This is a genomic window from Georgenia sp. EYE_87, assembly GCF_023148685.1.
Classification (GTDB): domain Bacteria; phylum Actinomycetota; class Actinomycetes; order Actinomycetales; family Actinomycetaceae; genus Georgenia.
The window spans coordinates 51,299-72,560 of the sequence record NZ_JAHXNL010000018.1; the positions used below are offsets into that span (position 1 = coordinate 51,299).

The following is a 21,262-nucleotide window of genomic DNA, read 5'->3' on the forward strand; positions in this document are numbered from 1 at the left end:
GCAGGGGTGCCGCCCTTCGGCGCGTCCCGGGGGGACGTCCCGGCGGCGCGGCCGGGTCAGTGGCTGCCGTGCCCGCCGCCCCGCCCGTGCGTGTCCGGGCCTGCGTCCGCCGGCCCGCCGCGTTCGACCACCACGAACTGGCCCATCAGGCCCTCGTCCTCGTGCAGCAGCAGGTGGCAGTGGTACATGTACGGCCGGAGCGGGGCATCCTCGCCTAGGACACGGGGCTGGTGCGGCCGGGGCGGTGACCCTCAGCGCCGCAGATGAACCTTGTGGTGCTCGATCGCCGCCAGGTCGTCGGAGGTGGCGTTGAGCAGCCGGTCCGCCAGGTCGCGCAGGGCCCGGGCCGCGGCGAGCTCCTCGCCGATCTCCGGCACGTCCTGGTCCTCGGGGTTGCGCCGGGCGCGGCCGTAGCCGTGCAGGGGCTTCGGCGCCGAGGTGGTCAGGGTCGCGTGCGCGGTGGTAACGGCGTCGTCGGAGCGGACCTCCGCGGCGTCGAAGATCTCGATCCGGACGTTCCAGGTCTTGGTCATGTCGGCTCCTCGGGTGAGGCCCGGCGCGCGGCGACGGTGCCGGGGCTGGTACCGCCATCCTCCGACGGCCGCCGTCGTGAGTCCAGGGACCTACGGGTGGAACTCCGGAGGGTCGGTGCCCCGGCCGGTCAGTCGGGCCAGCTCCGCGGTGACGTTCTCCCGGGCGCGGGCCTCCCACCGGGTCCTGCCGGCGACGGTCGCGAAGATCCAGGGCCGATCGAGCAGGGTCTGCAGCACCGCGGCGCGCCCGCGGCGGAAGTCATCCTCGGGCACACGGGCGTACTCGGCACGCACCGCGGACGCGTAGCGGGCGTACCGGCGCGGTGAGGCGGCGAGGACGGCCAGGTCCGCGTCGCACAGGACGGCGCCCGCCCGGTCGTCACTCCTCGGGGCGTGCCCGGCCGTGAGCCGCACCAGTCGCTCCACCTCCGCGACGCTGCCCTCCGGCACCGCGAGACGCGTCAGCCGCTCGCGCGCCAGCTCCGCTGAGCGCTCCTCGTCCGAGCCCGGGACGAGGTCGTAGACCGCGTCGTGGAACCAGGCCGCGAGCTCGACCGTGGGCGGCACCGCCGCGCCGTCGTCGGCCAGGACGTCGAGGTGACGCAAGACGTCGTCGAGGTGCTCGAGGTCGTGGTAGGCGCGGTGCGGCTCGTCCCACCGCCGGAGCAGCTCCGCGCCCAGCTCGGTCCACGCGGCGGACGGTGCGCCGCCGGGCGGGGTGCGCGCCGCGAGCTCCGACCAGCGCCGTCGCAGGTCCGCCAGGCGCCGCCGGTGCTTCTCCTCCCTCCGGTCGACGCCCCGCACCCGCAGGCCGGAGGCGTGCAGGCGCGCGACCAGCTCGCGCCCGGTGACCGGCCGGGCGCCGGCGGCGACCAGCTGCTCGAGCCGCTCGGCCGGCACGTCGTAGTGGTCCAGGTCGAACGAACGGGACGGCAGCCCGTTGGCGCGGGCGAAGGCGTGCAGCTCCTCGAGGGAGCGGTCGGAGACCAGGTGCGCCCACACGGTCCCGTGCGCGGGCCAGCGGGGCTGGTCGACGAGGATGGCCACGCGGCCGATGCTACGGCTGCGGTCGCCGCGTCGGGGTCAGCGCGTGAACAGCCCCTGCGCCGACGCCTCGGCGTCGGCGTAGGTGCGCGAGGCGGTGTCGAGGGCGACGGTGATCTGCTCGAGCGCGGCCTCCACCTGAGCCTGGGTGGCGCGCCACTGGTCCGCGCAGGAGCCGAACGAGAGGGACGCCGTCCCCGTCCAGGACGCCTGGAGCTGGACGAGATGGTTCATCATCGCGGTGACCTCCGCCCGGATCGTCGAGGTGGTCGTGCGGGTCTGCGCGGCGGCCAGCGCCACCTCGGCGCTGTCGACCTGGAAGCGTGCCATGGGTGTGCTCCTCCCGTCCGCGCCCGGTGGCGCGGCTACGGGGGCGACGCTACGGACCACCGCCCGCGGCGGAGGCGTGCGGCGAAGGAGGATGTGGAGACGGCGGCACCGCGCACCGGCTGTGGACGCGGCCGGACGGGCGGCGCCGAGGCCGGGCCGGCCCGACGCGAGGCGCTGAGGCCGGGCCCCGCCGGACGGGCGCCGGCCGGGGCTACCGGTCCTTCTTGCGGTCCTTCTTGCGGCGAGGCCGGTCGAAGAGGTCGGGCTCCCGCTCGATGCCGTGCTGCGGGGCGCCGCCGGCCCGACGGGCCTCCCCGGCGAGCGGCTCGGCCTCGATGAGCTCGGGCACCTCCTCGACGGCGCTCCGCTGCTCGACCGGGACGTGACGGCCCGCGGAGTCCGGCGTGGCCGGCGTGCCGGGTGTCGGAGGAGTGCCCGGGGTCGGCGCGGTGGCCGGGGAGGGTGGGGTGAGGGTGGACGCCCGGCTGGTGCGCCGCTCGCGCTGCCCGAACGCCTGCTCGCGTCCCGCACGTGCCGCCTCAAGACGTTCCCGCTGGCTGCGGTCGCGGTCGGCCCGCTCTCGCCGGTCGCGGACCGCCTGCTCGATGAGCTCCCGCGACGAGCGCGCGACGGCCTCGCGGGCCGCTCTGGGCACGTCGGGTCGTGAACGGCCCAGGAGCTCGTCGGGCAGGGACTCCAGGGACGACGGCCGGGTGGGCTGGCGAGGAGGTCCCGCCGGAGCCTCCGCGGGCGACGGCGCCGTGCCGGCGTCGGTGCGAGCGGCGTCGGGGCCCGGCACAAGCCGGCCGTTCGCGGCGTCGCCGGGGGTCGTCGAGGCGGTCGCGCGGGCAGCCGGCTCCTGCACTGGCCGCGGAGGCGCGGCAGCCGTGCCGGGCTGCTCGGGGCGGTCCGTGGGGCCCGCGATTCCCGGACCGGCAGGCAGGGCGGAGGTGGTGGGCACGTCCGTCGCCGCGCGCACCGGCGCGGGGACGAACACGTGCGAACCAGTGTCCTCCTCGTGGTGGTGCCCGTCCTCGACGACGCCCTGCGCCGCCTCGGCGGCGAGCACCGACTCCTCGGGCGCGGCCTCGCCCATCCGCGCCAGCTCCGCGTCGAGCAGGGCGAGCTCGGCCGTGAGGTTCTCGCGGGCGGCGTCCTCCCACTGCGAACCCATCGGCGAGACGAAGAGGTGCCGCCGGGCCAGCAGCTTGGTGACGATCGCGCGGCGACCCTCGAGGTAGTGCCGCTTGGGCAGGTGCTCGTACTCCGCCCGGACCGCCTTGCGGTAGGCCTGGTAGTGCTGGGGGTCGGAGGCGAGCACGGCCAGGTCCGCGTCGGAGAGGGCCAGGCAGTCGATGTCCCGGCTCCGGATCTCGTGCCGCTTGAGGTTGAGGATCAGCTCGGCGATCCGGTCGAGGGTGGGCGCGGGGACGCCCAGCGCCCCCAGCTCCTCCCGGGCCAGCTCGGCGGAGGCCGCCTCGTCCTCGCCGCCGGAGCGCGAGTAGGCCTTGCTCGGCGCCGAGTTGAACACCGCGCCGTGGTACCAGGCGGCGAGCCGCACGGTGTCCGGGTGGTGGGTCTCCTCGGCGAGCTCGTCGACGCGGGCGAGCACGTCCACGAGGTGCTTGAGGTTGTGGAAGTACCGGTCGGGCTCCTGCCAGCGCTCGATGAGACGGCGGCACGTGGCCTCGATCTCCTCGCGGCCGGCGGTGGCGCCGACGGCGAGAACGCTGCGGACGAACGCGGCGGGCAACCATTGCGGTGCGTCCATGACGCCCATGGCTCAGATCCTTGCATGCGGGTCGTGCGGTCGCCCGATGGTAGACCCACCGGGACGCTCGCGTGGGCCTTCCCGTCGAGAGGTGGCGAGGTTCACGCGGTGAGCCGCTCCCGCGGTGGCGCGGCTCACGGGACGGCCGCCCGGACCGGTGGGCCGGCCCCGGCCCGGGCCCCGGTAGAGTTCGCGGAATGTCACAACCGTTGGACCAGGCGCACGTCCTGCTCACGGGCGCCACCGGCTTCGTCGGCCAGGCCGTCCTGGAGAAGCTGCTCTCCTCGTACCCCACCACCCGTGTCAGCGTCCTCGTGCGCCCGCGCGGGGACCTCTCCGCCGAGCAGCGCGTGGCGAAGCTGCTGCGCAAGCAGGTCTTCAAGGCCTGGCGCCGGTCCGTGGGCGAGGCGTCCGCGGCCGCCGCGTTCGCCGGGCGGGTGCACGTGATCTCCGGCGACCTCGGTGACCTGCCGCCGCTGCCCGGCGACGTCGACGTCGTCATCCACTCGGCCTCGACCGTCTCCTTCGACCTGCCCGTCGACGAGGCGTTCACCGCCAACGTGGGCGGCCCGGTCTCGCTGTACGAGGCCCTCACGGCCACCGGTGGCGACCCGCACGTCGTCCACGTCTCGACCAGCTACGTGGCCGGGCTCCGCAAGGGCGTGGCCGAGGAGCGGGCGCTGGACCACGAGATCGACCGCGAGGTCGAGCTGGCCTCCGCCGTCGCCGCCCGCGAGGCCGCCGAGAAGGAGTCCCGCACCCCGGAGGTCCTCGGCCGCCTGCTGACCGAGGCGAAGCAGGAGCACCGGCGGGCCGGCGCGCGCGCCGTCGCCGACGCCGCCGAGGCCGCCCGTGTCGAGTGGGTGCGCCAGCAGCTCGTCGAGCACGGCCGGACCCGCGCCCTGTCGCTGGGCTGGCCCGACGTGTACACGTTCACCAAGGCGATGGGCGAGCGCGTCGCGGAGGAGATGTGGGCCGGTGCCGGGCACCGCCTGTCGGTGGTGCGCCCGACGATCATCGAGTCCTCCCTCAAGCACCCCTACCCGGGCTGGATCGACGGCTTCAAGGTCGCGGACCCCCTGATCGCCGCCTACGGGCGCGGGCTGCTGCCGGAGTTCCCGGCGCTCGCGGACACGGTGCTCGACATCATCCCGGTCGACTTCGTCGTCAACGCGATCCTGGCCGCCGCGGCCGCCCCGCCCGCGCCGGGCGGCGCGAGCTACTACCAGGTCAGCTCCGGCATCACGAACCCGCTGCGGCTCGGGACCCTCGTGCACCTGGTGCGCGAGTACTTCTCCGCCAACCCGCTCAAGGACGCCGAGGGCGCCCACGTCGCCGTCCCGGCGTGGTCCTTCCCGCACCGCGGCGCGGTGGAGCGGGCGCTGGGCCGGCGCGAGCGGGCCGTCGACCTCGCCGACCGGGCCGTCGGGCACCTGCCCGCCAACCGGCGCACGCGCCAGTGGATCTCCACCCTGTACAAGGCCCGCCGCGACCTGGGCACCCTGCGCAAGTTCACGTCGCTGTACCAGCCGTACACCCAGACCGAGGTCATCTTCGACGACGCCCGCACCCGCGCCCTGCACGCCGCCCTGCCCGCCGAGCGGCAGGACGAGCACGGGTTCGACGTCACCGAGATCGACTGGCGCCACTACCTCCTGGACGTCCACATCCCCGGCGTCCCCGGGCTGATGCGCGACCGGACGCCCAAGGAGGCCCCCGACGGCCCCGGCGAGCTGCCGCGCCGCACCGACGTGCTCGCCGTCTTCGACCTGCAGCGCACGGTCGCGGCGGCCACGCTCGTCGAGCAGTACCTCTGGGTCGAGCTCGCGGCCAAGCCGGCGTCGACCTGGCCCGCCTCCCTGGCCAACCTCGTGGCCCTCGGCCCGCGCTACCTCCAGGCCGAGCGACGCGACCGCGGCGACTTCATCCGCACCTTCATGCGGCGCTACGAGGGGGCGAGCGAGGAGGAGCTGCGCGGCGTCATCGCCAGGAAGGTCACCCCCTCGCTGCGCCGTGGCCTCCTGCTGGAGGCCGTCGAGCGCATCCGCGCGCACCGCGAGGCCGGGCACCGCACGGTGCTCGTCACGGGCGAGATCGACGTCTTCGTCGAGCCGCTCGCGCCGCTGTTCGACGAGATCGTCGCCGGGCGGATGGAGACCGACGGCGACGGCCGCTGGACCGGTCACCTCGCCACCTCCCCGCTGGTGGGCGAGGCGCGCGCCGCGTGGCTGCGCCGGTACGCGCGTGAGCGCGGCATGGACCTGGCCGGGTCCTATGCTTACGGGGACAGCTACGCCGACCGGCCGTGGCTCGAGGTCGTCGGGCACCCCAACGCCGTCAATCCCGACGCCGGCCTGTACCGCTACGCGCGTGGCCGGCGCTGGCCCACCCACCAGTGGACCACCACGGCCGAGGGGCGGCTGACGCCGGTCCTGCGGAGCATCAAGGGGGAACGGAAGTGAGGCAGAGCGCGAGCACGGCCGCCCAGGGCCCGTCGCCGCTGCACGGCCGCGCCCTGGTCACCGGGGGGACCTCCGGGATCGGGCTGAGCTTCGCGCGCGCGCTGGCGTCCCGCGGCTGCGACCTCGTCCTCGTCGCCCGCGACGAGGCCCGGCTCGCCAAGACCGCCGAGCAGCTGCGGTGGCGCTACGGCGTCGACGTCGAGACGATCGTCGCCGACCTCGCCGAGCGCGACGCCGTCGAGGCCGTCGCCGGTCGCCTCACCGACCCCGTCTCCCCGGTCGAGATCCTCGTCAACAACGCCGGCAAGGGCGTCCACGTGCCGCTGCTGGCCGAGGACACCAGCGAGCACGAGCACGCCCTCGACCTCATGGTGCGCGCGCCCCTGGTGCTCGGCGCCGCCGCCGGCCGGGCCATGAGGGCCCGCGGCCACGGCGTCATCATCAACGTGGCCTCCGTCGCGGGGCTCATCCCCATGGGCGGGTACTCCGCGATCAAGTCCTGGGTGCGCACGTACTCCGAGTCGCTCTCGCTCGAGCTCAAGGGCACGGGCGTGCGCGTGACGGCGCTGCTGCCCGGCTGGGTGCGCACCGAGTTCCACGAGCGGGCCGGCATCCGCGCGAGCTCGATCCCGGACGCGCTGTGGCTCGAGGCCGACCGCGTCGTCGAGGACTGCCTCGCCGACGTCGAGAAGGGGCGGGTACGGTCCGTACCGTCCAAGCGGTTCGCGACGCTGGCGTTCCTCGCCGAGCACGCGCCGCGTCCACTCGTCCGCCGCGCGACGGCGGTCATCAAGGGGAGCCGCAGATGACCGGCGCACCGAGCCTGAAGCGCTACCACGCCGGCTGGCACCGGGCCGCCCGCCAGGTCGCCCAGCGGATGGTGCTGCGCCCCGTGGTGCGGTTCGTGACAAGGACGACCGTCGAGGGCCAGGACAACCTCGAGGGGCTGTCCCGCCCGTTCGTCGTCGTCGCCAACCACACCAGCCACCTCGACACCGCGATCCTGGTGACCGGGCTGCCGCGCCGGGTCACCGAGCACCTCGCCGTCGGCGCCGCCGCCGACTACTTTTACTCGCGCTGGTGGACGAAGGCCGCGACGTCGCTGTTTTTCAACACCTACCCGATCCACCGCACCTCCGGCGGCAAGCGGGGCCGCAAGGGCCTGTCCCAGCGCCTCGTGGCCGAGGACGTGCCCGTGCTGATCTTCCCCGAGGGCACACGCTCCCGGGACGGCCGCATGCGCCACTTCAAGCCGGGCGCCGCCGCGCTGTGCGTCGCGAAGAACGTGCCGTGCGTTCCGGTGGCGCTGCTCGGCACGCACGAGGCGATGCCGGTGGGCCGCTCGTGGCCGGTCCCCGGCCGCCCGCGGGTGCGCATGCTCATCGGCCGCCCGATGCGCCCGCGTCCCGGGGAGAAGCCGCGCGACTTCAACGACCGCGTGGCCGCCCGCGTGCGCACGATGCTCGAGATGCAGACGCCGTACGTGCTGGCCGACGCGCCCGTCGCCGGCACGTTCGACGGCGAGGCCCCGAACCCGGCCGACGGCGCAGCCCCCGGCCGGGTCACCGGCCCGGACAACAAGCAGGAGGAGGCTTCGTGAAGGGTGTCGCACACCAGAAGTGGTGGGGCTGGGGAGTGGAGGGCGTCGCCTTCAACTACCGGGACAAGCCCAGGATGGCACCGTTCGTGATGGACAAGGTCGGCATCGACCTCACGGCCCCGGGCACACCCCCGCCGGCGTTCGAGGAGCTCGACGTCCCGGCCAGCCGCCTCGGCGAGGAGCTCGCCGCGACCCTCGGCTCCGCCGTCGGCGCGGAGCACGTGGTCACCGAGGACCTCGACCGGGTGGTGCACACCTACGGCAAGGGCCTGGCCGACCTCGTCCGGGTCCGGGCCGGCGACCTCCCGCGCGTGCCCGACGTCGTCGTCTACCCCGCCGACGAGGACGAGGTGCGGGCGGTCGTCGACGCCGTCGTCGCGGCCGACGGCGTCCTGATCCCCTTCGGGGGCGGGTCAAACATCTCCGGCTCGCTCACCCCGCCGCCGGCGGAGGAGCGCACCGTCGTCTCGCTCGACCTGGGCCGCCTCAACCGCGTGCTCGAGGTGGACGAGGCCGCCGGGCTGGCCCGCATCCAGGCCGGCGTGCTCGGCCCGGACATGGAGGAGCAGCTCAATGCCCGCGGGTGGACCATGGGCCACCAGCCGGACAGCTTCCGCCACTCCACGCTCGGCGGCTGGATCGCGACGCGCTCCTCCGGCATGCAGTCCGACAAGTACGGCGACATCGCGGACATCACGCGCGGCCTGCGCCTGGTGCAGCCGGGCAAGGTCGTGGTGCTGCGGCCGCTGCCGTCGACGTCGTCCGGGCCGTCCGTGCGCGAGATGATCCTCGGTTCCGAGGGGCGCCTGGGCGTCATCACCGAGGCGTGGGTGCACGTGCACCGGGTGCCGGAGAACCGCGACATCATCGCCTACCTCTACCCCTCGTGGAGCGCGGCGCTGGCGGCGATGCAGGAGATCTCCACCTCCGACGCGCACCCCACCGTCACCCGCGTCTCGGACGCCAACGAGACCGCCTTCTCCTTCTCCACGCAGAAGGCGAAGAAGGGCGTCTCCGGAAAGGTCCAGACGGTGCTGTTCGACGTCCTGGCGAGGCGCGGCTGGGACCTCGACGCGGTCTGCCTGTCCTACGTCGGGTACGAGGGCGGCAGCGCACGGGTCAAGGCCGAAAAGAACATCGTCGGCAAGATCGTCCGGAAGCACGGCGGCATCAAGCTCGGCCGCGGGCCGGGCGCGCTGTACGACCAGAAGAAGTTCGACACCCCCTACATCCGCGACTTCCTCCTGGACATCGGGGCGATGGGGGACGTGTCGGAGACGGCGGCGCCGTGGTCGAAGCTCATGGACGTCTACACCGGGACGATCCGGTCCGCGCGCGAGGCGTTCGACCAGCTCGGCGTGCAGGGCTTCATCATGTGCCACCTTTCGCACAGCTATCACTCGGGCGCGTGCCTGTACTTCACGTTCGCCTTCGCGCCCGGTGTGGAGCCGGCGGACGAGCAGCTCGAGCGCTACTGGGTGGTGAAGCGGGCGATCCAGCAGTCCTTCATCGACACCGGCGCCACGATCTCGCACCACCACGGGGTGGGCACCGACCACGCGCACTGGCTGGAGGAGGACATCTCCAGTGCCGGCACGGATGTCATGGTCGCGCTGCTGCGGGGCGTGGACCCGGGCCGCAACCTCAACCCCGGCACGCTGCTGCCCGCGCACCGGGAGTGGTGAGCGCGCGCCTGAGGAGGTGCCCGCGCACCGGGAGTGGTGACCGCGCGCCTGAGACGGTGACCGTGCGCCGGCTGGCCCGCCCGCCCGCTGACCGCCGGGAACGGGTCGAGGAACGGGGATGATTGGTGTCTCGTACGAGCACCGATCCTCCCCGTTGTCGTCGGAGCCCTATTTCTCCGGCGCCGGGTGCCCGAGCCGGCCCCGCGTGAGCAGCACCAGCGCGGCCGCGGCCGCCACGTACACGCCCAGGAGCACGAGGTCCGTGACGTCGACGAGCCCCGAGTGGGCCAGGGCGTCCTCGGGCAGGAGGACCAGGAAGTCCTGCGCCGGGGTGAAGCTCGCGTGCAGGAGCAGGCACAGCAGGATGCTGCCGGTGCGGTTGTACAGCCAGGTGTAGAAGAACGCGAGGGTCATCGGCACGACGATCGCGGCCGGGGTGCCGTAGAGCGGCACGTGCCACACGCCCCACGCCAGGCCGAGCAGCAGCGTGGCCACCACGGGCGAGTGCGCCCGCTCCAAGCGCGGGAGGGCGAACCCGCGCCAGCCGACCTCCTCCAGCCCGCCGCCGATCGTGGCGACGATCAGGAACGTGCCCAGGAACGCCGGTGCCCGCTCCAGCAGCAGCGACAGCTCGAGCTCGCGGCCCAGCAGGAGCAGCACCAGGTTGACGACCCCGAAGAGCGCGGCCGGGAGCCCCAGCGCAAAGGCGTAGTAGCGCCCCGGCACCCGCCACCGGGTGAGGCCGCGCAGGAGGCCGCGCACGCTGCCGCCGGTCAGCCGGGTCACGAGCACGGCCGCGACGGGCGGCCCGAGACCGCCGACCACGATCGCCGCGAAGCCGCCTCCGAGGTGCGCGAGCGCCCAGAGGGGGAAGGACAGCGCGTAGGTCAGCAGGACGAACGCCAGCACGGGGTGGGCGCCGGCCCACGCCCGCAGCCGGGTCGGGACGGGGGCCCTGACGGGCTCCAGCGCGGTGGCCATGTCAGCCACCTCCTCGTCGTGGTAGCTGTGTCCTTCCAGTGGACCTCCGGCAGATGGCCCGGCCAAGGGACGATCGGCCCGCCTTTGAGGCCCGCTGCCCCGGCGGTCCCGGGTGCCCCCGGCACGGCCCGAGCGATCATCGACGGCGACGGCGACGGCGACGGCCGGTGCCTGCCGCTCGGGCGTCAGCGGATCTCCGCCGACGCCTCCGTCCCGGCGGCCTGGCTCCCGGACGCCACCTCGGGCGGCCCGCTCTCGCCGGTCTCGGCGGCCTCGCCGGGCGCGGCGCCGGACCCGGCCCGGTCGCCGGCCGGCAGGGCCACCTGCACGGTGGTCCCTCCGCCCGGCGTCGGCACCACCCGCACCGCCCCGCCGTGGGCCCCGACGATGCTGGCCACGATCGCCAGCCCGAGCCCGGAACCGCCGGAGCTGCGGGTGCGCGAAGGGTCGACACGGTAGAACCGTTCGAAGACCCGCGCGGCGTCCTCCGCGGCGATGCCCGGGCCGTGGTCGCGCACCTCGAGCTGGGCCCAGCCCGGCTCGACCAGCCCCACCGCGAGCTCGACGGGCGTGCCGGCCGGGGTGTGCTGCAGCACGTTGCCCACGAGATTCGCGACCACCTGGCTGATCCGGTCCCGGTCGGCCCGGACGACCACCGGGACCGGCCAGGCCCCGCCGTCGGCGAGGGGGACGACGGCGACGCGGCGGTCGGGGGCCTGGGCGTGCAGGTCGGCGGCGGAGTCGCGGGCGACGGCGGCGAGGTCGACGTCCGCCAGCACCAGGGGGCGGCCCTCGTCGAGCCGCGCCAGCTGGAGCAGGTCCTCGACGAGGTTGCCCATGCGGGTGGCCTCGGACTCGATGCGGCCGAGGGCCTGGGGGAGCTTCTCCGGCGGGACACCGCCCATCCGGTACAGCTCGCCGTAGCCGCGGATGGTCGACAGCGGGGTGCGCAGCTCGTGCGAGGCGTCGGAGATGAAGCGGCGCATGCGCTGCTCCGACGCGGTCCGCGCGGCGAAGGACTCCTCGATCTGGGCGAGCATGACGTTGAGGGAGCGGGCCACGGAGCCGACCTCCGTCGTCTCCGGCAGGGCCGGGACACGGCGGGAGAGGTCGCCGTCGGCGATGGCGCCCGCGGTGGCCTCGATCTCGCGCAGCGGCGCCAGGGAACGGCGGACCGCGACCCAGGCGGCGAGCCCGCCGCCGACGACGATCACGAGACCCGACAGCATGATCAGCTTGCTGGTGCCGGCGAGCGTCTCGTCCACCCCGACCATGGGCAGGGCGACGGTGACCGCGCCGAGGACCCGCCCGTCGCCGGGCGCGCGCAGCGGCATGGTGGTGGCCCGCCACCGCACCCAGCCCGCCTCCCCGCCGTCGCCGGGGACGGTGACCGGTTCGGCGTCGGCGGCGGAGAGGGTGCGCAGGTCCACGTCCCCGAGGCGGGGCCGGCCCATCTCCTCGGCGGTGCGGGGGCTCATCAGCTCCTCGACGCCCACCCCGCTGACCTGCACCCGCACGTAGTAGTCCGAGGGCAGCACGTTGGTGTCGGAGAGCGGGCGGCTGCCCGTGAGCTGGTCGACCGTGCGCTGCGCGAGGTCGTGGGCGGAGGCCTCGAGCTGCCGGTCCACCTGGCCGATGAGGTTCGCGCGGAGCACGGTCACGGTGACCAGGGCCGCCGCCGTGAGGCCGATCAGCAGGAGGGTCGTGATGATGGCGACCAGGCGGGCGCTGAGCGGGACGGCGCGCCAGCGGTGGTGCAGACGCCCGACCATCAGGCCGGCATCCGGCGCAGCACGTACCCGACGCCGCGCCTGGTGTGGATCAGCGGCGCGAGCGCGGCCGCCTCGGGACCGGTGAGGCCGAGGGTGTCGGCGGAGTCGATCTTGCGGCGCAGGTAGGAGATGTAGGACTCGACGATCGCGGGGTCGCCGGCGAAGTCGTAGTCCCACACGTGGTCGAGGATCTGCGACTTCGAGACCACCCGCTCGGCGTTGATCATGAGGTAGCGCAGGAGCTTGAACTCGGTGGGGGAGAGGTCGACGAGCCGGCCCGCCCGGCGCACCTCGTGGGCGTCCTCGTCCAGCTCGAGGTCGGCGTAGGCGAGGCGGGCGCCGTCGTCCTCCGCCGGCGGGCTGGTGCGCCGGAGCACCGCACGGATGCGGGCCACGACCTCCTCGAGGCTGAAGGGCTTGGTGACGTAGTCGTCGCCGCCGACGGTGAGCCCCTGGACCTTGTCCGACATGTCGTCCCGGGCGGTGAGGAACAGGACCGGGATGCTGTCGCCGTGCGCGCGCAGCCGGCGCAGGACGGTGAACCCGTCCATGTCGGGCAGCATCACGTCGAGCACCACGAGGTCCGGCGGCTGCTCGGCGGCGGCCCGGAGGGCGGCGTTGCCGTCCTCCGCAGTGACGACGTCGAAGCCGGCGAACCGCAGCGACGCCGAGAGGAGCTCGCGGATGCTGGGCTCGTCGTCGACGACGAGGAGGCGGGCCTCGGCCGCTGGCCGGGCGGCGCCCGCCGGGGACATGGCGTTCATGCGCCCAGTCTGGCGCGGTGTCCTGAGGATTGCCTGGGAGCAGCCTGGGGGCGGGACGAGAGGCGGGACGGGGCCCGTAACGCGGAGGAAACCTGCCCGCCCGACCGTCGAAACACGCATCCTTGAGCATGGGGAACGACCACGAGCGCGCGCCGATCAGGAGACCGCTATGCACCTGACCCCGTCGGAGCAGGAGAAGCTGCTCCTCGCCGTCGCCGGCATGGTCGCCCGCGACCGGCTCGGGCGAGGGGTGCGGCTCAACTACCCCGAGACCGCCGCGCTGCTGACCACCTGGGTGATCGAGCGGGCCCGGGAGGGCCGGTCGGTCGCCGACCTCATGGTCGAGGGGCGCGCGGTGCTCTCGCGCGAGGACGTGATGGACGGGGTGGCGGAGATGCTGCCGGACATCCAGGTGGAGGCCACCTTCCCCGACGGCCGCAAGCTCGTGACCATCCACCAGCCGATCGCCTAGGAGACGCAGATGGCAGGCATCCGCACCTCCGGCCCGGGCGCGGTGCGCGTGCGGCCCGGGACCATCGAGCTCAACGCCGACCGCACGCCGGACGAGCGCCTCGAGCTCGTCATCCTCAACACCGGCGACCGCCCGGTGCAGATCGGGTCCCACCTGCACCTGCCGGACGCCAACCCGGCGCTGGACTTCGACCGTGCCGCCGCCCACGGCTTCCGCCTCGACGTCCCCTCCGGGACGTCGCGACGGTTCGAGCCCGGGGCCTCCGCCGTCGTCCAGGCGGTCGCGCTGCGCGGCGCCCGCCGGGTGCCCGGGATCCAGCTAAAGTCCGACGACGGGTGGCTCGACGGCCCTCCGGGTGACGACGACGCCGGCGACGGCGCGGACGACGACGCCGGCCGTGCCGGCGGGAGCGAGGAGAACGCCGATGGTTGAGATCTCCCGCGAGCGCTACGCCGCGCTCTACGGCCCCACGGTCGGCGACCAGGTGCGCCTCGGCGACACCGACCTGTGGATCGAGGTCGAGGAGGACCGCACCGTGGGCGGGGAGGAGGCCGTCTTCGGCGGCGGGAAGTCCGTGCGCGAGTCGATGGCCCAGGGCACCGCCACCCGCGCGCAGGGTGCTCCCGACACCGTCATCACCAACGCGGTGGTGCTCGACTGGTGGGGGATCGTGCGGGCCGACGTCGGCATCCGCGACGGCCTCATCGTCGCGCTCGGCCGCGCCGGGAACCCCGACATCGCCGACGGCGTCCACCCCGACCTGTGCATCGGCCCGTCCACGGACGTCATCAGCGGAGAGGGGAAGATCCTCACCGCCGGCGGCTTCGACTCCCACGTCCACCTCATCTCGCCGTCGCAGATCCACGAGGCGCTCGCCACCGGGATCACCACCGTCGCCGGCGGGGGCACGGGCCCGTCGGAGGGCACCAAGGCGACCACCGTCACGCCCGGCGCGTGGCACCTGGGCACCATCCACCGCAGCCTCGACCCCCTGCCCGTCAACGTCATCCTGCTCGGCAAGGGCAACACCGTCAGCGCCGACGCCCTGGCGGAGCAGGCGCTCGCCGGCGCCGGCGGCTACAAGGTCCACGAGGACTGGGGTTCGACCCCCGCGGCGCTCGACGCCGCCCTGCGCGCCGCCGCCGAGTGGGGCCTGCAGGTGGCCCTGCACTCCGACTCCCTCAACGAGGCCGGCTTCGTCGAGTCCACGATCGGCGCCATCGCCGGCCGCTCCATCCACGCGTACCACACCGAGGGCGCCGGCGGCGGGCACGCCCCGGACATCCTGCGCCTCGCCGGCGAGCCCCACGTGCTGCCCGGCTCGACCAACCCGACGCTGCCGCACACCGTCAACACCGTGGCCGAGCACCTCGACATGCTCATGGTCTGCCACCACCTCAACCCGCAGGTCCCGGAGGACCTGGCGTTCGCGGAGTCGCGCATCCGTGCCACCACCATCGCCGCCGAGGACGTGCTGCACGACCTCGGCGCCATGTCGATCACCTCCTCGGACGCCCAGGCCATGGGCCGCATCGGCGAGGTGGTCACCCGCACGTGGCAGGTGGCGCACGTGATGAAGGCGGCGCGCGGCCCGCTCGGCGGCGCGTACCCCGCGGACAACGAGCGCGCCCGCCGCTACGTCGCGAAGTACACGATCAACCCGGCGATCGCCCACGGCGTCGACGCCTACATCGGGTCGGTCGAGGTCGGCAAGATGGCGGACCTGGTGCTGTGGGACCCGCGGCTCTTCGGGTTCCGCCCCGACGTGGTCCTCAAGGGCGGCGCCATCGTCCGCGGTGCGCTCGGCGACCCCAACGCGTCGATCCCGACCCCGCAGCCCGTCCTGCAGCGGCCCACCCTGGCCGACGCCGTCGCGCCGGAGCTGTCGGCCACGTTCGTCGCCCCGGCCGCCATCGAGGACGGGCTCGCGGACCGGCTGGGGCTGCGCCGTCGGCTCCTGCCCCTGGCCGACACCCGGGAGACGGGCAAGGCGCAGATGCGCAACAACGACGCCCTGCCCGTCATCGAGATCGACCCCGAGACGTTCCAGATCGACGTCGACGGCGAGCGGATCGTCCCGGCGCCGGCCGAGCGGCTCCCCCTCGCCCAGCTCTACTCCCTGTTCTGATGTCGGCCCCCTCCCAGGCCCTGCTCCTCGCGATGCTGGCGGACGCCCGCCTGCCGACCGGGGCGCACACCCAGTCCGCCGGCCTCGAGCCCGCGCTCCGGGCCGGGCTCGACCCCGCGGACGTGCCTGCGTACATCGCGGCGCGGCTGCGCACGGTCGCCGCGGTGGAGGCGGGCACCGCCGTCGTCGCCCGGCACGTGGCCCTGGCCGGCGGGGACCTGGCGGCGGTCGAGGAGGCGTGGGCGGCGCGCACACCCAGCGCGGCGCTGCGCGAGAGCTCGCGGCGGCTCGGCCGCGGGTACGTCCGGCTCCTCGAGCGGCTGTGGCCCGACGGCGGTGCCGGCGGCGGTCCGGGCGCCCCCGGCGGCGGCGCCGGTCGGGGCGGTGCCGGCGACGGCGGCCGGGCCGGGGAGCCGACCGTGCGCCGTCGCCCGGTCTCCCGGCCCGTCGCCCTGGGCCTGATCGCCGCGCGGGCCGGGCTCGACGCCGCGAACGTCGCCCGGCAGGTCGGCTACGACGACGCCCAGACCGTCGCCGCCGCCACGCTGAAGCTGGCCCCGGTCGACCCGGTCACCACCACGCGCTGGGTGTTCGATGCGCACCCGCTCGTCGAGGACCTGGCCGCCCGCGTGGCCCACCTGACCGACCCCGCCGGCATCCCCGCCGGCGGCGCCCCGCTCGTCGAGCTGTGGGCCGAGCTCCACGCCACCACCACCGAGAGGTTGTTCAGTGCCTGAGAACCCCACCCGCCCCACCCGATCCCTGCGCCTGGGCGTGGCCGGCCCGGTCGGCACCGGCAAGAGCTCGCTCATCGCGCTGCTGTGCCGTGAGCTGGCCGGCGACCTGCGGCTCGGCGTCATCACCAACGACATCTACACCGACGAGGACGCCCGCTTCCTCCGGTCCGCGGGCGTGCTCGACCCCGAGCGCATCCGTGCCGTGGAGACCGGGGCCTGCCCGCACACCGCCATCCGCGACGACGTCACGGCCAACCTGCTCGCCGTCGAGGACCTCGAGGAGGACTTCGCCCCGCTCGACGTCGTGCTCGTCGAGTCCGGCGGGGACAACCTCACCGCCACGTTCTCCCCGGCGCTGGTGGACGCGCAGATCTTCGTCCTCGACGTCGCCGGCGGCGGGGACGTCGCCCGCAAGGGCGGCCCGGGCATCGCCCGCGCGGACCTGCTCGTGGTCAACAAGACCGACCTCGCCCCCTACGTCGGCGTCGACGTCGGGCGGATGGTGGCCGACGGCGAGGCGGCGCGGGAGGGCCGGCCGGTGCTGGCGCTCTCCCGCGAGGACGCGGCGTCGGTGGCTGCGCTGTGCGCGTGGGTGCGCGGGGTGCTCGCGGCGCACCGCGGCGGGCGGCACACCCCGGTCGACCCCGGCCCGATGGCCCCGCACTTCCACGCCGACGAGGAGGGCGGGTACGTGCACGCCCACGACGAGGGGCACGGTCACGACCACGCCGGCCACGACCACGCCGGCACCCCCACCACGGCACCGCCGGCGCGGCGAGCCAGGTGACCGCGCTCGCCGTCGAGCGGGCGGCGGGGCGCTCCCGGTGCACCGTGGTGCCGGGACTGCTGAGCCCGCGCGTGCTGGGCACCGACGACGCCGGGGCCCGGGTCGCGCTCGTGGCCACCGGTGCCCTGCTGCTCGGTGGCGACCACGTGACGATCGACGTCCACGTCGGCGCGGGCGCGCGGCTCGAGGTGGTCGAGACGGCCGGCACGGTGGCGTTCGACGCCGACGGGGCGGAGTCGACCTGGTCGGTGCGCGTCACGCTCGGGGCCGGGGCGCGGCTCGTGTGGGCGGGCCTGCCCTTCGTCGTCGCCGACGGCGCCGACGTCACCCGGACCACCGACGTCACCCTCGGCGCGGGCGCGCGGGCGCTGCTGCGCGAGACGCTCGTGCTCGGGCGCACCGGCGAGCGCGGCGGGCCGGTGCGCAGCCGCACCCGTGTCACCGCGGCCGGCAGCGCCCTGCTAGTCGAGGACCTCGACCTGCTCCCGGACGTCCGCACCATGCCCGGGATCGTCGGGCGGGCCCGCGCCATCGACACGGTGCTGGCGCTGGGCTGGCGGCCCGGCGGAGCCGCCGCCCCGCGAGCCGGGCAGGGAGGCTTGCACCGGCTGGACCTGGAGGGGCCCGGCGCGATCGCCCGCCGGCTCGACGCCGCGGCGCACACCTCCGCCGCGCTCGACGGCGTGTGGCAGGACTGGCACACGGCGTTCGCGGACTCGTAACAGTTCCGGACGCCGCGTAACACCGCCGACACGGTTCCGGGCGCATTCCGGAAACACGGCGTCCCTAGCGTTCGAGGCACGGAGCGCAGCCCAGCGGGGCGACCGCTCCCGGACGCCCCGACCCTGCCGGGGCCCGACCCGAGAGGCACCCCATGACCATCAGCACCCCTCGTCCGCGCGCCACCCTCGCCCTGGCGGCCGCCGCCGCCCTGACCCTGACCGCCTGCGGATCCCGCGTCGCCACCGGGGAGACCGCCGCCACCGCCTCCGCCGGGGGCTCCGCCTCGTGCGTCGACACCAGCGGCGACACGATCAAGGTCGGCTTCCTCAACTCCCTGTCCGGGACCATGGCCATCTCCGAGCAGACGGTCTTCGACTCCCTGACCCTCGCCGCGGAGGAGATCAACGCCGACGGCGGGGTCCTCGGCAAGCAGCTCGAGGTCGTCTCGGAGGACGGGGCGTCCGAGCCGACGATCTTCGCCGAGAAGGCCCAGAAGCTCATCTCCTCCGACTGCGTCGCGGCCGTCTTCGGCGGGTGGACCTCCGCCAGCCGCAAGGCGATGCTCCCGGTCTTCGAGGGCAGCGACGCGCTGCTGTTCTACCCGGTGCAGTACGAGGGCCTGGAGTCCTCGGAGAACATCTTCTACAGCGGCGCCACCACCAACCAGCAGATCGTCCCGGCGCTCGACTACCTGCGCGAGCAGGGCGCGCAGTCGCTGTTCCTCGTCGGCTCCGACTACGTCTTCCCCCGCACGGCCAACAAGATCATCAACGCCTACGCCGCCGAGCACGGCCTGGAGATCGTCGGCGAGGAGTACGCGCCCCTCGGGCACACCGACTTCGCCACCATCGTCGGCAAGGTAGGGGCCTCCGGCGCGGACGCCGTCTTCAACACCCTCAACGGCGACTCCAACGTCGCGTTCTTCAAGGAGTACAGCAACGTCGGCCTGAGCGCCCAGGACATGCCGGTCATGTCGGTCTCCATCGCCGAGGAGGAGATCGGCGGCATCGGCCTCGAGAACGTCGAGGGCCAGCTCACCGCCTGGAACTACTACCAGACGGTCGACAGCGAGGCGAACGCCACGTTCGTCGAGGCCTTCAAGGCCGCCTACGGCGAGGACCGCGTGACCTCCGACCCGATGGAGGCGGCGTACACCTCGCTGCACCTGTGGCGTGCCATGGTCGAGGAGGCGGGCTCCTTCGACGTCGCCGCCGTCCAGGAGGCCGCCGACGGCACCACGTTCGAGGCGCCCGAGGGCACGGTGACGGTCGACGGCGAGAACCACCACCTGAGCAAGACCGCGCTCATCGGGCGCATCGGCCCCGACGGTCTGATCCACACCGAGTGGAGCTCGGACGGCCCCATCGACCCGGACCCGTACCTGGAGTCCTACGACTGGGCCGACGGCCTGTCCTGACCCAGTCGGCCGCCCGCCCGGACGGGCGGGCGGCCGGTCCCTCGACGGATGGATCCGACATGGACGCTGTTCTCACCCAGCTGTTCGCGGGCCTGAGCCTCGGCTCGGTCCTCCTCCTCGCCGCCCTCGGCCTGGCCCTCACGTTCGGCCAGATGGGCGTGATCAACATGGCCCACGGCGAGTTCATGATGGCCGGCGCCTACACGGCCTTCGTGGTCCAGCAGGTCGTCGGCGACACCGGGACCTCGCTGCTCGTCGCCCTCCCGCTGGGGTTCGTCGTCGGCGGGCTCATGGGCCTGCTGCTCGAGACCCTGCTGATCTCGCGCATGCACCGCCGCCCGCTCGACACCCTCCTCGTCACCTGGGGCGTGGCCCTGGTCCTGCAGCAGCTGGCGCGCGACCTCTTCGGGGCGCCGAACGTCGACGTGGGCGCACCGGCGTGGCTGGCCGGCCCCGTGGAGGTCCTCGGGCTGTCGCTGCCGAGGACCCGGCTGTTCATCCTGGCGCTCGCCCTGGTGTGCGTCGGGCTCGTCGCCCTGGTGCTGACCCGGACCGGGCTCGGGCGCCGGATCCGCGCGGTGGTCGTCAACCGCGACCTGGCGGAGACCTCCGGCATCGCCACCGCGCGGGTGGACCGCACCACCTTCTTCATCGGCTCGGGCGTCGCCGGGGTCGCCGGCGTGGCGCTGACGCTCCTCGGGTCGGTGGGACCGACCCTCGGCCAGAACTACATCGTCGACGCCTTCCTGGTGGTCGTCGTCGGCGGGATCGGCCAGATCAAGGGGGCGGTGGCGGCCGCGTTCGGCCTCGGCGTCCTCCAGTCCGTCTTCCAGCTGACGACGACGGCGAGCCTCGCGAAGGTCCTCATCCTCCTCGTCGTCGTGGCGTTCCTCCAGTGGCGGCCGCAGGGCCTGGTCACGGTCCGGACGAGGAGCCTCGCATGAGCCGGCTCCTCGCCGCCGGGCCGCTGCGCACCTGGGCCGGGTTCGCGCTCGCCGCCGTCCTCCTCGGCGTGGTCGCCCCCGCCGTGCTCAGCGACTTCCGGCTCGCCCTCCTCGGGAAGTTCCTGTGCCTGGCGATGGTCGCCGTCGGGATCGGGCTCGCCTGGGGCCAGGGCGGCATGCTCACGCTCGGCCAGGGCGTCTACTTCGGGCTCGGCGCCTACATCATGGCCATGCATCTCAAGCTGGCCGACGCCGGGCCCGGCGGGGTGCCGGACTTCATGCTGCTCTACGGCACGGGGGAGGTGCCGTGGTGGTGGGAGCCGATGCGCTCGCCCGTCGCCGCGGTGGTGCTGATCGCCGTCGTCCCCGCCCTCCTCGCCCTCATCCTCGGCACCGCGATCTTCCGCCGGTCCGTCCGGGGCGCCTACTTCGCCATCCTCAGCCAGGCGCTCGCCGCGGCCTTCGCGATCCTCCTGGTCGGGCAGCAGCAGACGACCGGCGGCACCAACGGGCTCAACGGGTTCCGCGCGTTCTTCGGCTACGACCTCGCGGACCCGGTCAACCGGCGCATGCTCTACCTCGTCGCCGCCGGGGTGCTGCTCGCCATGGTCGCCGTCGTGCGCCAGCTGATGCGCTCGCGGTACGGGGAGCTGCTCGTGGCGGTCCGCGACCAGGAGAACCGGGTGCGGTTCCTCGGTTACGACCCGGTGCGCACCAAGGTGTTCGCCTACGTCGTCGCCGCCGTGTTCGCGGCGGTCGGGGGAGCCCTGTTCGTCCCGGTCGTGGGGATCGTCTCGCCCGCCGACGTCGGCGTGGTCCCGTCGATCGGGTTCCTCGTGGGGGTGGCCATCGGCGGCCGGGCCACCCTGCTCGGGCCGGTGCTCGGCGCGATCGCCGTCGCCTGGGCGCAGACGAGCCTCTCGGAGTCCTTCCCCTCGTTCTGGACCTACTTCCAGGGGGCGCTGTTCATCGTGGTGATCGCCTTCCTGCCCGGCGGGCTCGCGCAGCTCGGCGGCGTGGTGCGGGCCCGTCGCGCCGCGCGCCCGGGCGTCGCTCACGGCGCGTCGTCCGGCCTCCCGCCCGCCGCGGCGCCGCCCGCCGCGCCGCCCGCC

At 74.5% G+C, this 21,262-nt stretch carries 21 protein-coding genes; 13 read left to right on the forward strand and 8 right to left on the reverse strand.

Annotated elements, in window-relative coordinates; all coding sequences use genetic code 11:
* Window positions 1–56: 56 nt before the first annotated feature.
* The 5 genes from KZX45_RS18220 to KZX45_RS18240 all read right to left on the reverse strand — a co-directional run bounded on the left by KZX45_RS18220 (window position 57) and on the right by KZX45_RS18240 (window position 3,687).
* On the reverse strand, window positions 57–188 hold the full coding sequence (locus KZX45_RS18220; RefSeq protein WP_248259180.1) for a multicopper oxidase domain-containing protein: 132 nt from the start codon (window positions 186–188) through the stop codon (window positions 57–59).
* Between the two features lie 63 nt (window positions 189–251).
* Window positions 252–533, reverse strand: a complete 282-nt coding sequence (locus KZX45_RS18225) for a dsRBD fold-containing protein (RefSeq protein WP_248259181.1) — start codon at window positions 531–533, stop codon at window positions 252–254.
* 90 nt (window positions 534–623) lie between these two features.
* On the reverse strand, window positions 624–1,580 hold the full coding sequence (locus KZX45_RS18230) for a DUF4031 domain-containing protein (RefSeq protein ID WP_248259182.1): 957 nt from the start codon (window positions 1,578–1,580) through the stop codon (window positions 624–626).
* A gap of 36 nt (window positions 1,581–1,616) precedes the next feature.
* Window positions 1,617–1,907, reverse strand: a complete 291-nt coding sequence (locus tag KZX45_RS18235; protein WP_248259183.1) for a WXG100 family type VII secretion target — start codon at window positions 1,905–1,907, stop codon at window positions 1,617–1,619.
* A 211-nt stretch (window positions 1,908–2,118) separates the two neighbouring features.
* Entirely contained in the window at window positions 2,119–3,687 is a 1,569-nt protein-coding gene (locus KZX45_RS18240) for a hypothetical protein (RefSeq protein ID WP_248259184.1), read from the reverse strand.
* A gap of 188 nt (window positions 3,688–3,875) precedes the next feature.
* Here KZX45_RS18240 and KZX45_RS18245 point away from each other — a divergent pair, with 188 nt between their 5' ends.
* From KZX45_RS18245 to KZX45_RS18260, 4 genes are read left to right on the forward strand one after another with little or no spacing between them, the layout of a single operon-like run.
* The gene (locus KZX45_RS18245) at window positions 3,876–6,140 is read left to right on the forward strand and encodes an HAD-IB family hydrolase (protein WP_248259185.1); all 2,265 of its coding nucleotides are present in this window, start codon (window positions 3,876–3,878) and stop codon (window positions 6,138–6,140) included.
* Window positions 6,137–6,949, forward strand: coding sequence for an SDR family oxidoreductase (locus tag KZX45_RS18250; protein ID WP_248259186.1), 813 nt, complete (start codon window positions 6,137–6,139; stop codon window positions 6,947–6,949). The genes KZX45_RS18245 and KZX45_RS18250 overlap by 4 nt, the downstream gene beginning before the upstream one ends.
* Entirely contained in the window at window positions 6,946–7,740 is a 795-nt protein-coding gene (locus tag KZX45_RS18255) for a 1-acyl-sn-glycerol-3-phosphate acyltransferase (RefSeq protein ID WP_248259187.1), read from the forward strand. Before KZX45_RS18250 ends, KZX45_RS18255 begins: the two co-directional genes overlap by 4 nt.
* Entirely contained in the window at window positions 7,737–9,425 is a 1,689-nt protein-coding gene (locus KZX45_RS18260; protein ID WP_248259188.1) for an FAD-binding oxidoreductase, read from the forward strand. The genes KZX45_RS18255 and KZX45_RS18260 overlap by 4 nt, the downstream gene beginning before the upstream one ends.
* 168 nt (window positions 9,426–9,593) lie before the next feature.
* Here the strand turns inward: KZX45_RS18260 and KZX45_RS18265 are convergent, their stop codons facing one another.
* The 3 genes from KZX45_RS18265 to KZX45_RS18275 all read right to left on the reverse strand — a co-directional run bounded on the left by KZX45_RS18265 (window position 9,594) and on the right by KZX45_RS18275 (window position 12,933).
* The gene (locus tag KZX45_RS18265; protein WP_248259189.1) at window positions 9,594–10,406 is read right to left on the reverse strand and encodes a CPBP family intramembrane glutamic endopeptidase; all 813 of its coding nucleotides are present in this window, start codon (window positions 10,404–10,406) and stop codon (window positions 9,594–9,596) included.
* A 185-nt stretch (window positions 10,407–10,591) separates the two neighbouring features.
* Window positions 10,592–12,178, reverse strand: a complete 1,587-nt coding sequence (locus tag KZX45_RS18270) for a HAMP domain-containing sensor histidine kinase (protein ID WP_248259190.1) — start codon at window positions 12,176–12,178, stop codon at window positions 10,592–10,594.
* Window positions 12,178–12,933, reverse strand: coding sequence for a response regulator transcription factor (locus KZX45_RS18275; RefSeq protein ID WP_248259203.1), 756 nt, complete (start codon window positions 12,931–12,933; stop codon window positions 12,178–12,180). Before KZX45_RS18275 ends, KZX45_RS18270 begins: the two co-directional genes overlap by 1 nt.
* Window positions 12,934–13,111: 178 nt before the next feature.
* Between KZX45_RS18275 and KZX45_RS18280 the strand changes: the two genes are divergently transcribed.
* The 9 genes from KZX45_RS18280 to urtC all read left to right on the forward strand — a co-directional run.
* Entirely contained in the window at window positions 13,112–13,414 is a 303-nt protein-coding gene (locus tag KZX45_RS18280) for an urease subunit gamma (protein WP_248259191.1), read from the forward strand.
* 9 nt (window positions 13,415–13,423) lie between these two features.
* Entirely contained in the window at window positions 13,424–13,846 is a 423-nt protein-coding gene (gene ureB / locus KZX45_RS18285; protein ID WP_248259192.1) for an urease subunit beta, read from the forward strand.
* Complete coding sequence (locus KZX45_RS18290; protein WP_248259193.1) at window positions 13,839–15,542, forward strand: urease subunit alpha; 1,704 nt, start codon at window positions 13,839–13,841, stop codon at window positions 15,540–15,542. Before ureB ends, KZX45_RS18290 begins: the two co-directional genes overlap by 8 nt.
* Window positions 15,542–16,279: an urease accessory protein UreF gene (locus KZX45_RS18295; protein ID WP_248259194.1), complete on the forward strand. Its 738-nt coding sequence runs from the start codon at window positions 15,542–15,544 to the stop codon at window positions 16,277–16,279. Before KZX45_RS18290 ends, KZX45_RS18295 begins: the two co-directional genes overlap by 1 nt.
* Entirely contained in the window at window positions 16,272–17,066 is a 795-nt protein-coding gene (gene ureG / locus KZX45_RS18300) for an urease accessory protein UreG (RefSeq protein WP_248259195.1), read from the forward strand. Before KZX45_RS18295 ends, ureG begins: the two co-directional genes overlap by 8 nt.
* On the forward strand, window positions 17,063–17,788 hold the full coding sequence (locus tag KZX45_RS18305; protein WP_248259196.1) for an urease accessory protein UreD: 726 nt from the start codon (window positions 17,063–17,065) through the stop codon (window positions 17,786–17,788). The genes ureG and KZX45_RS18305 overlap by 4 nt, the downstream gene beginning before the upstream one ends.
* A 152-nt stretch (window positions 17,789–17,940) precedes the next feature.
* The gene (gene urtA / locus KZX45_RS18310; RefSeq protein ID WP_248259197.1) at window positions 17,941–19,206 is read left to right on the forward strand and encodes an urea ABC transporter substrate-binding protein; all 1,266 of its coding nucleotides are present in this window, start codon (window positions 17,941–17,943) and stop codon (window positions 19,204–19,206) included.
* 59 nt (window positions 19,207–19,265) lie between these two features.
* Window positions 19,266–20,150 (forward strand): urea ABC transporter permease subunit UrtB, encoded by an 885-nt coding sequence (gene urtB, locus KZX45_RS18315; protein WP_248259198.1) that lies wholly within the window; start codon window positions 19,266–19,268, stop codon window positions 20,148–20,150.
* Window positions 20,147–21,262: urea ABC transporter permease subunit UrtC (urtC, locus tag KZX45_RS18320; RefSeq protein WP_248259199.1), on the forward strand; the 1,116-nt coding region annotated here is incomplete at its 3' end. The genes urtB and urtC, both read left to right, overlap by 4 nt.